Source organism: Prosthecobacter sp. (assembly GCF_020439865.1).
Lineage (GTDB): Bacteria > Verrucomicrobiota > Verrucomicrobiia > Verrucomicrobiales > Verrucomicrobiaceae > Prosthecobacter.
Genome location: NZ_JAGRPF010000241.1, coordinates 1 through 9,241 on the forward strand (window position 1 = coordinate 1; position 9,241 = coordinate 9,241).

8 protein-coding genes are annotated in these 9,241 nt (G+C 59.8%); all 8 read left to right on the forward strand.

From position 1 onward, the window contains the following. A partial coding sequence (locus KDL09_RS25065) for a sulfatase-like hydrolase/transferase (RefSeq protein ID WP_294391616.1) occupies nt 1–762 on the forward strand: 762 nt, incomplete at its 5' end. A 64-nt stretch (nt 763–826) separates the two neighbouring features. Then, complete coding sequence (locus KDL09_RS25070; RefSeq protein WP_294391618.1) at nt 827–1,180, forward strand: hypothetical protein; 354 nt, start codon at nt 827–829, stop codon at nt 1,178–1,180. Between the two features lie 78 nt (nt 1,181–1,258). Further along, the gene (locus tag KDL09_RS25075) at nt 1,259–2,743 is read left to right on the forward strand and encodes a sulfatase-like hydrolase/transferase (RefSeq protein ID WP_294391619.1); all 1,485 of its coding nucleotides are present in this window, start codon (nt 1,259–1,261) and stop codon (nt 2,741–2,743) included. An 8-nt stretch (nt 2,744–2,751) separates the two neighbouring features. After that, on the forward strand, nt 2,752–3,189 hold the full coding sequence (locus tag KDL09_RS25080) for a hypothetical protein (protein ID WP_294391621.1): 438 nt from the start codon (nt 2,752–2,754) through the stop codon (nt 3,187–3,189). Nucleotides 3,190–3,249: 60 nt separating this feature from the next. After that, on the forward strand, nt 3,250–4,668 hold the full coding sequence (locus KDL09_RS25085) for a sulfatase-like hydrolase/transferase (protein WP_294391624.1): 1,419 nt from the start codon (nt 3,250–3,252) through the stop codon (nt 4,666–4,668). A 27-nt stretch (nt 4,669–4,695) separates the two neighbouring features. Further along, a complete protein-coding gene (locus tag KDL09_RS25090) occupies nt 4,696–6,501 on the forward strand; it encodes an arylsulfatase (RefSeq protein WP_294391625.1) in 1,806 nt (601 codons plus the stop codon). A 14-nt stretch (nt 6,502–6,515) separates the two neighbouring features. Continuing rightward, nucleotides 6,516–8,081 (forward strand): sulfatase, encoded by a 1,566-nt coding sequence (locus KDL09_RS25095; protein WP_294391628.1) that lies wholly within the window; start codon nt 6,516–6,518, stop codon nt 8,079–8,081. Then, a partial coding sequence (locus tag KDL09_RS25100; protein ID WP_294391631.1) for a sulfatase occupies nt 8,078–9,241 on the forward strand: 1,164 nt, incomplete at its 3' end. The genes KDL09_RS25095 and KDL09_RS25100, both read left to right, overlap by 4 nt.

A 9,241-nucleotide genomic window follows, 5' to 3' on the forward strand; every position in this document is an offset into this window, starting at 1 on the left:
CGCAGCGGCCTCGGCGATTACGGTGACTTCGTGATGCAGACCGATGACGTGGTCGTCGCCGTGTCGGAGGCGTTGGAGCGCAACGGCATGACGAAGAACACGCTCTTCATCCTCACCAGCGACAACGGCTGCTCGAAGGCCGCCGGGATCGACAAGCTCGCCGCGCAGGGCCACAGGGTCAGCGCGAACCTGCGCGGTTCGAAGGCGGACATCTGGGACGGCGGGCATCGCATCCCGTTCATCGCCCGCTGGCCGGCGAAGATCGCCGCTGGCTCCACAAGCGACCAGCTCATCTGCCTCGTCGATTTCTTCGCCACCGCCGCCGGGATCCTCGGTCAGCCGGTGCCCGCGGGCAGTTGCGAGGACAGCGTGAGCTTCCTGCCGGCGTTCGGCGGTGAAAAGATCGTGTCCACGCGTCACGGCGTCATTCATCACTCGAACAGCGGCCACTTCGCCTATCGCCAGGGACCGTGGAAGCTCGCGCTCGCCAAAGCCTCCGGCGGCTGGTCCTCGCCCACCGAAGCCAAGGCGCCCGCCGACTGGCCCAAAGGCCAGCTCTACCACATGAAGGACGACATCGGCGAGACCACGAACCTCTTCGAATCCAAACCCGAGATCGTGAACCAGCTCCTCGATCTCCTGAAAGCCGACATCGCCCGCGGCCGCAGCACCGACGGCCCGGATTCGGCGAACGACTTCGCAGACATCGTGCTGTGGAAAAGCGAGAAGGGGAAGAAGATGAAAAAGAAGAAGGACAAGTGATGTCACCGGCTGCACTTCCTCAACCAAAGCAATGGATCACCTAGGAACAGAACTTCGTGCAGCGATGGAATCCGTCGGTTCCACTTCGATCGCGCACAAAGGAAACGGCTGGTGCACGCTGATCGAAGCTTCGGAGATCGGAGATTCAAAACCGCCGTTCTGGATCCAGCTTCATGCCGGGATGTTCAACTTTCAGTATCTGGATGAGAAAGAACCGCTGACGGTTCTTCCCGACGATGGGGTTCGCCTGCCAGACGGCTGCAAGCTGACGGCGTGGGAGCCGAAGGTCTACTGCACCTTCGATGTGGAATCGGTGAATGAAGACGACATCGAACAAATGGTCCGAGCAGCCTTGGAGAGCTACTATGGTCTGGCGCCCAATTGCAAAATCAAGGTGACGACCGAGAAACTCGCCTAGCTTTCACAGCCAGTGTCCGGTTTTGCCCTCAAGCTGGAGATAGATGAACAGCATTCTGGCCAACCACCCTTCCCAACCATGAAACGCGCGCTCACCACTCTCTGTCTCCTCGCCTTTGGCGCGGCACTTCACGCCGCCCAGCCGAACATCGTGATCCTCTACGCGGATGACATGGGCTATGGCGACCTCGGCATTCAGAATCCGCAGTCGAAGATTCCGACGCCGAATCTGGACAAGCTCGCCAAGGCGGGGATGCGCTTCACGGATGCGCACAGTTCGTCCGGCATCTGCACGCCGAGCCGTTATGCGCTGCTGGAGGGGCGCTATCACTGGCGGAAGTTTCACGGCATCGTGAACTCGTTTGACCAGCCGATCATGGACGATGAAAAGCAGACGGTGGCGGAGATGCTGAAGGCGAAGGGCTATCAAACCGCGTGCATCGGCAAATGGCATCTCGGCTGGGACTGGGAGTCGATCAAGAAGCCGGGCGCGGAACTGCAGGGCGATGGGAAGAAGAAGTCTTTTGCCCCGGGTGCGTTCGACTGGAGCAAGCCCATCGCCGGTGGGCCGCTCTCGCACGGGTTTGATTATTACTTCGGCGACGACGTGCCGAATTTTCCGCCTTACGCCTGTTTTGAGAACGATCGCGTCATCACCACGCCCACCGTTGCTCTCACCACGACGGCACCGACAGCCGAAGGCAGCTGGGAGGCGCGTCCGGGCCCCTCGGTGAAGGACTGGGACTTCTGGGCGGTGATGCCGACGTTGACGACGAAGGCGGAGGAGTGGATCGGCAAGCAGCAGAAAGACAAGCCGTTCTTCCTCTACTTCCCTTTCACGTCGCCGCATGCGCCCATCGTTCCGGCGAAGGAATTCGTCGGCAAGTCGGGCGCGAACGGCTACGGCGACTACGTGGTGCAGACCGACGACACCGTGGGACGCGTGCTCGCCGCGCTGGAGAAGCACGGCTTCGCGGACAACACGCTCGTCATTTTCTCCGCCGACAACGGCCCGGAGCAATACGCGTATGAGCGCATCAAGAACTTCGGGCATCGCAGCATGGGCGAGCTGCGCGGATTGAAGCGCGACATCTGGGAAGGCGGCCACCGCGTGCCGTTTGTCGTCAAATGGCCCGGCGTGGTGCCCGCGGGCAAGGTGAACGACGGCCTCATCAGCCAGATCGACATCTATGCAACGATCGCGGCGATTGTCGGCGGCGACATTCCGGCCGGTTCCGCCGAAGACAGCTTCAATCAGCTCGCTCTCATCAAAGGTGAAGGCCCCAGCGCGCGCGACACCGTCGTGCACAACACGAACGCCAACGGCTACGCATTGCGTCATGGCGACTGGGTCTTGGTAGACGCGAAATCCGGCAGCGTGACGAAAGTGCCCGCGTGGTTCGATGAAGCGAACGGCTACGCGAAGAACACGCAGCCCGGCGAGCTCTACAACCTGAAGGACGATGTCGCCGAGAAGAAGAACCTCTATTCCGAGATGCCGGAGAAAGTCGCCGAACTTAAAGCCCTGCTCGCCAAAGTGCGCGAGAAAGGACAGGTGCGATAGGTTCCAACATGAAGACGACATTCACCAAACTTAACGACGGTTGGAATGCCGAGCCGAACGCGCCAGGTCCCAAGGTGTCTTGGGACGGAAGTGATCTAATCCTGCGCTTCTACTTAAATCCATTTCAATTCCCGCAATTTGATGAGGAGGACATTGGAATCATCCGGTTCGAAAATTGCACTCGTTACAGGTTTGGAACCGTTAACGACGAAGGTTGGTATCGAGGACAATGCAGATTTAGCAAAACTGCCCCGAGTTGGGGTGAGTTTTATGAAATCTCAGGCGATCTAAAGCTCGATCACTTGAAGGACAACTGGATCATCAGATCTCTCGATCAGTCGAATCAACACCATTACTTGTTTTATTTCCGAGATGAAGAATTCGAATGCGATGCTGCAGGCTGGAAACTTGAGATCGAAAAAGCCAGTCCAAACAACAACCTCTGATAGCAACGTTTTTTGAGCAATCGGCAATCTCAAGCATGTGACCTCGTTACAATATCAATCATGAAACCCGCCCTCATCATCCTTTCGTCATTCCTCATTCTGGTTTCGTCATTCGCTGCAGAGCAGCGCCCCAACGTTCTCTTCCTCTTCGCCGACGACTTCACGTATGAAGCGATCCGCGCTTTTGGCCACACGGACATCGATACGCCGAATCTCGACCGTCTTGCCGCACGCGGCACCACCTTCACCCGCGCCTACAACATGGGCTCATGGAGCGGTGCGGTGTGCGTGGCGAGCCGCACGATGCTGAACACCGGCCGCAGCGTGTGGGACGCGGACTCGGTTTACAAAACGACCGACAAGGAGCGTCAGTCAGGTGTGCTATGGTCGCAGCTCATGGGCAAGGCCGGCTACAAGACTTACATGACCGGAAAGTGGCATGTGCAGACCGATGCGACGAAGTGTTTCGACATGGTCATGGATGTGCGCCCCGGCATGCCGAAGACCGTTCCCACCGCCTACAATCGTCCCATCGAAGGTCAGACCGATGCGTGGAGCCCCTATGACAAATCGCTTGGCGGATTCTGGGAAGGCGGCAAGCACTGGAGCGAAGTCGTGAATGACCACACGATCACCTTCCTCAACGACGCGAAGCAGCAGGAGAAGCCGTTTTTCATCTACGCCGCGTTCAACGCGCCGCACGATCCACGACAGGCGCCGAAGGAGTTTCAGGACATGTATCCGCTCAGCCGCATGCAGGTGCCGCAGAACTTCATTCCCGAGTATCCCTACAAGGACGACATCGGCTGCCAGCACAAACTGCGTGATGAAAACCTCGCGCCAATGCCGCGCACGGAGTTCGCGGTGAAGACGCACCGCAGCGAATACTATGCGCTCATCTCGCACCTCGACGTGCAGATCGGTAAAATCCTCGACACGCTCGACGCGAACGGCCAGGCCGACAACACGTGGATCTTCTTCACCGCCGACCACGGTCTCGCCGTCGGACATCACGGACTCATCGGCAAACAAAACATGTATGACCACAGCGTGCGCGTGCCCTTCATCGTCGCCGGTCCCGGTGTGGCGAAGAATGCGAAGAACGACAACGCGATCTATCTTCAGGACGTCATGGCCACCGCGCTCGATCTCGCCGGCGCCGAAAAGCCGAAGCACGTCTTCTTCCACAGCCTGCGCCCGCTGCTCAACGGCGAACAGAAAACGAGCAGCTACGACTCCGTCTATGGCGCCTACCTCGAACTGCAGCGCGCCGTCACGCACGACGGCTGGAAGCTCATCGCCTATCCGAAGGCCAAGGTATTGCGCCTTTACCACCTCGCTGAAGATCCGCAGGAGATGACCGATCTCGCCGCGAAACCCGAACACGCCGCGAAGAAGAAGGAAATGTTCGAGCGCCTCGTGAAGCTGTCGTCGGAGCTTGGCGACAAGGTGGATTTGACGAAGGTGTTTGGAGAATGATCTGCGTCGGACGGGCGTTTCCACGTCATGTTCCGACCCTTCAGCGTTCTCCTCGGCCTTTTTTCAGCCCTCGTCGTTTCGGCGTCATCTTTTTCGGCTCAGCCGAACGTGCTGCTCATCATCACCGATGACCAGGGCTACGGCGATTTCTCGATCCATGGCAATCCGCATGTGCAAACGCCGAACATCGATCAGCTCGGCAGGTCGGGCGTGCAATTCGAGCGCTTCTACGTGAACTCCTTCTGCGCGCCGACGCGTGCGGCGCTGCTCACGGGACGCTGGCCGCTGCGCACGGGCTGCCATGGCGTCACGCACAACCGCGAGGCCATCCGTCCTTCGGAAGTCACGATGGCGGAGGCGCTGAAAGGCAGCGGGTATCGCACGGCCTGCATCGGCAAATGGCACAACGGCGAGCAGTTTCCCTTCACGCCTTCCGGCCAGGGATTCGACGATGTGTTCGGCTTCAACAACGGCCATTGGAACAACTACTTCGACGCCACGCTGCTGCGCGGTTCGACGCCCGAACCGACGAAGGGCTACATCAGCGACGTGCTGACCGACGAGGCACTGAAGTTCATCAACGCGAACCAGAAAGATCCGTTCTTCTGCTACCTCGCCTACAACGCACCGCACTCGCCCTATCAGGTGCCGGACAAGTACTTTGACAAGTTCAAGGCGAAGGGCCTCGAGGACAACGTGGCCGCGTTTTACGGCATGTGCGAAAACATCGACGACAACGTCGGACGTCTGCTCGGCCGGCTCGATGAATTGAAGCTCGCCGAGAACACGATCGTGCTCTTCCTCACGGACAACGGCGGCACGGCGGGCGTGAAGATTTACAACGCCGGCATGCGCGGCGGCAAGGTGAGCGTGCATGAAGGAGGCAGCCGCGTGCCGCTCTTCATGCGCTGGCCCGCGGCGAAATGGAAACCGCATGTCGCGAAGCCCATCGTCTCACACATCGACCTTCTCCCGACGCTGCTCGACCTGTCCGGCACGAAGGCGCTGGATGGCCCGAAGCTCGACGGCATCAGCCTGCGTCCGCTTTTGGAAAGCGAGGACACCAGCGCCTGGCCGGAGCGCACGCTCTTCACGCACAATCCCATCGACGAGACGAACAAGTATCCCGGTGCCGTGCGCACGCAGCGACATCGCCTCGTGCGCGAGATCAAAGGTCCTGCCGGCGGCTCCAAAGCGAAGGCGAACGACGACAGCGCGACCGCCTGGCAGCTCTATGACATGGAAGTCGACCCCGGCGAGAAGAACGACATCGCCAAAGCGAATCCCGAACTCGTGAAGGAGCTCGCCGCCAAATACGACGCATGGTTTGCTGACATCTCGCACTACGCCCTGCAGCGTTTCCGGCTTCCCGTCGGTCACAAGGAGCAGAATCCCGTCGAGCTGCACGCGCCGCAGGCTTATTACGATGAGCCGTTGCATTTCGCCAGTGGACCGGGCTTCGCCAACGACTGGCTCACCAACTGGACGAATGATATGGCGGATGTTTGGTTCGAAGTCTTTGTCGCCACTGCCGGTGAATACGAGTTCGAAATCGCCTACGACTGCCCAGCGGAGGACGCCGGTTCCAAGATCCGGCTCAGAACTCCACACGGTGCGTTGGAAACCACCGTCGTCGCCGCGCCGATCAAGGACATCCCATTGCCGCACCGCGATGAAGCTGGCAACGAACGTTACCGCAATCGCGAGTGGGCCACGTTGAAACTTGGAACTTTAAACATGAAACGCGGCCCTGCGCGCCTGACACTCGAGGTGCTCTCCATGCCCGGCTCGCAGGTGATGGACTTGAAGCATGTGAAGCTTACTCTTCGTTAATCCTTCCCCAACCCATGAAGCCTCTTGTTGTATTCCTGTCCTTATTCGTCGTCTTGGTTTCGTCATTTGCCGCGGAACAGCGTCCGCCGAACATCCTCTTCGCCATCGCCGACGATTGGGGTGCGCATGCAGGCGCCTACGGCACGCCGTGGGTGAAGACTCCGGCGTTCGATCGCATCGCGAAAGAGGGCCTGCTTTTCACCCGTGCCTACACCCCTGTCGCGAAGTGCGCGCCGTCGCGCGCCATCGTGATCACCGGCCGTTATGCCTGGCAAAATGAAGAGGCGGGCAATCACATGGCTTACTTTCCGGCGAAGCTCAAAAGCTGGCCGGAGGTACTGATGGAGAAGGGCTGGAACATGGGCATCACCGGCAAAGGCTGGGGCCCGGGTGTCGCGAATGATGCGAACGGCAAGCCGCGCTTGATCACCGGCAAGCCCTACAACAAACGCAATGCACCGGCGCCCGCGTCGGGCATGTCCAAGAACGACTACGCCGCCAACTTCACCGACTTCCTCGATGCTGCGCCGAAGGACAAGCCCTGGTGCTTCTGGTACGGCTGCTTCGAGCCGCATCGCGGTTACGAGTATGAATCCGGCGTGAAGAAAGGCGGAAAAAAACTCTCCGATGTCGATCGCATCCCCGGCTACTGGCCCGAAGACGACATCGTGCGCAACGACATCCTCGATTACGCTTTTGAGGTCGAGCACGCAGACGACCACCTCGCACGCATGATCGCAGAGCTCGAAAAGCGCGGCGAACTCGACAACACGCTCATCATCGTCACCGCCGACCACGGCATGCCCTTCCCACGTTGCAAAGGCTACGCGTATCAGGATTCCAACCACGTGCCGCTCGCCATCCGCTTCCCCGGCGGCCTGACGAAGCCCGGTCGTATCATCGATGACTTCGTCAACTTCACCGACATCGCGCCCACGATCCTCGACTACGCGGGCATCGCCGAGAAGGACAGCGGCATGATGCCGATCACCGGCAAGAGCTGGCGCCCGATTTTGGAGAGCGAGAAAAGCGGCCGCGTCATCGCCGAGCGCGACCACACGCTCATCGGCAAGGAACGCACCGACGTGGGCCGGCCGCATGACTGGGGCTATCCGATCCGTGGTATAGTCACCGCCGAGAACCTGTATTTGAAGAACTACGAACCGACGCGCTGGCCCGCAGGCAATCCCGAAACCGGCTATCTCGACACCGACGGCAGCCCCACCAAGACGCTCATCCTCGAAATGGGCCGCAAGGATCGCAGCGACAAGTTCTGGCAGCTCAACTTCGGCATGCGTTCCGCCGAGGAACTCTACGACCTCAGCGTCGATGCCGACTGCGCCCACAACCTCGCCGGTGAATCCGTGCACACCGAGCGCGTGAAGCAACTGCGCGAACGCATGGAAACCGAGCTCAAGTCCCAGAACGATCCGCGCATGTTCGGCAACGGCAAAATCTTTGACGAATATCCCGCCACCAACGGCGCCGGCTTCTACGAGAAATTCATGCGCGGCGAGAAGATGAACGCGGGCTGGGTGTCGCCGAGTGATTTCGAAAAAGAGCCGATCAAACAGCCATGAGATCTCTCGCATTAGTACTCCTGACATCGTTCGTCATTCCGCATTCATCACTTCTGGCGAAGCCGAATGTTCTCTTCATCATCGCGGACGATCTTACTTCGACCGCGTTGAGCTGCTACGGCAACAAGGTCTGCCAGACGCCTAACATCGACCGTCTCGCGTCGCGTGGTATGCGTTTTACGCGGGCGTATTGCCAGGGAACCTACTGCGGGCCGTCGCGGGCGTCGTTCATGTCCGGTTACTATCCACATGCGACGGGTGTGCAGGGTTACATCAGCCCGCGTGCCGCCATCGGCGACCGTGCGACGTGGGCGCAGCATTTCAAGAACGCAGGCTACTACTCCGCGCGTGTGAGCAAGATCTTCCACATGGGCGTGCCTGGCGGAATTGAGGAAGGCAGCGATGGCGCGGATGATCCTGCGTCGTGGACGGAGCGATTCAACAGTCCCGGCCCGGAATGGAAATCGCCCGGCGTCGGCGAGACATTGGAGGGCAATCCCGATGGCAAGAAGCCCGTGGTCGGCGGCAACACCTTCGTCGTCGTGGCGGCCGATGGCGATGACATGGTGCAGTCCGATGGCAGGACCGCGTCGAAGGCCCGCGAACTCATCGAGCAGCACGCGAAGGAGCCGTTCTTCCTCGCGGTGGGTTTTGTGCGGCCGCATGTGCCGTTCGTGTCGCCTGCGAAGTATCACGCGTATCCGGCGGACTCGATGGCGCTGCCGGAAAAGGTGCCCGGCGACTGGGATGACATCCCGAAGCCCGGCATCAACTACAAGACGAGCGTGAACATGAAGATGGACGTGCCGAAGCAGAAGAAGGCCGTCGCCGGTTATTATGCAGCGGTGAGTTTCATGGACGCACAGGTCGGCAAGGTGCTCGATGCGCTGGAGAAATCCGGCGAGGCGGACAACACGATTGTCATTTTCACCAGCGATCACGGCTATCATCTCGGCGAGCACGATTTCTGGGCCAAGGTCAGCCTGCATGATGAAAGTGCACGCGTGCCGCTCATCATCAGCGTGCCCGGCAAGAAGCCCGGCGTGAGCGATTCGTTCGTCGAGCTGCTCGATCTCTATCCCACCACCGCGAAACTCTGCGGTCTCGAAGTGCCCGCGCGACTGCAAGGCAAGGACATCAGCCCGATCCTCGACGATCCG

Excerpts from the sequence above, each read along its gene's own strand:
- KDL09_RS25075 (WP_294391619.1), top strand. The coding sequence starts at position 1,259 with ATGAAACGCGCGCTCACCACTCTCTGTCTCCTCGCCTTTGGCGCGGCA.
- KDL09_RS25080 (WP_294391621.1), top strand. The coding sequence starts at position 2,752 with ATGAAGACGACATTCACCAAACTTAACGACGGTTGGAATGCCGAGCCG.
- KDL09_RS25095 (WP_294391628.1), top strand. The coding sequence starts at position 6,516 with ATGAAGCCTCTTGTTGTATTCCTGTCCTTATTCGTCGTCTTGGTTTCG.
- KDL09_RS25090 (WP_294391625.1), top strand. The coding sequence starts at position 4,696 with ATGTTCCGACCCTTCAGCGTTCTCCTCGGCCTTTTTTCAGCCCTCGTC.
- KDL09_RS25085 (WP_294391624.1), top strand. The coding sequence starts at position 3,250 with ATGAAACCCGCCCTCATCATCCTTTCGTCATTCCTCATTCTGGTTTCG.
- KDL09_RS25070 (WP_294391618.1), top strand. The coding sequence starts at position 827 with ATGGAATCCGTCGGTTCCACTTCGATCGCGCACAAAGGAAACGGCTGG.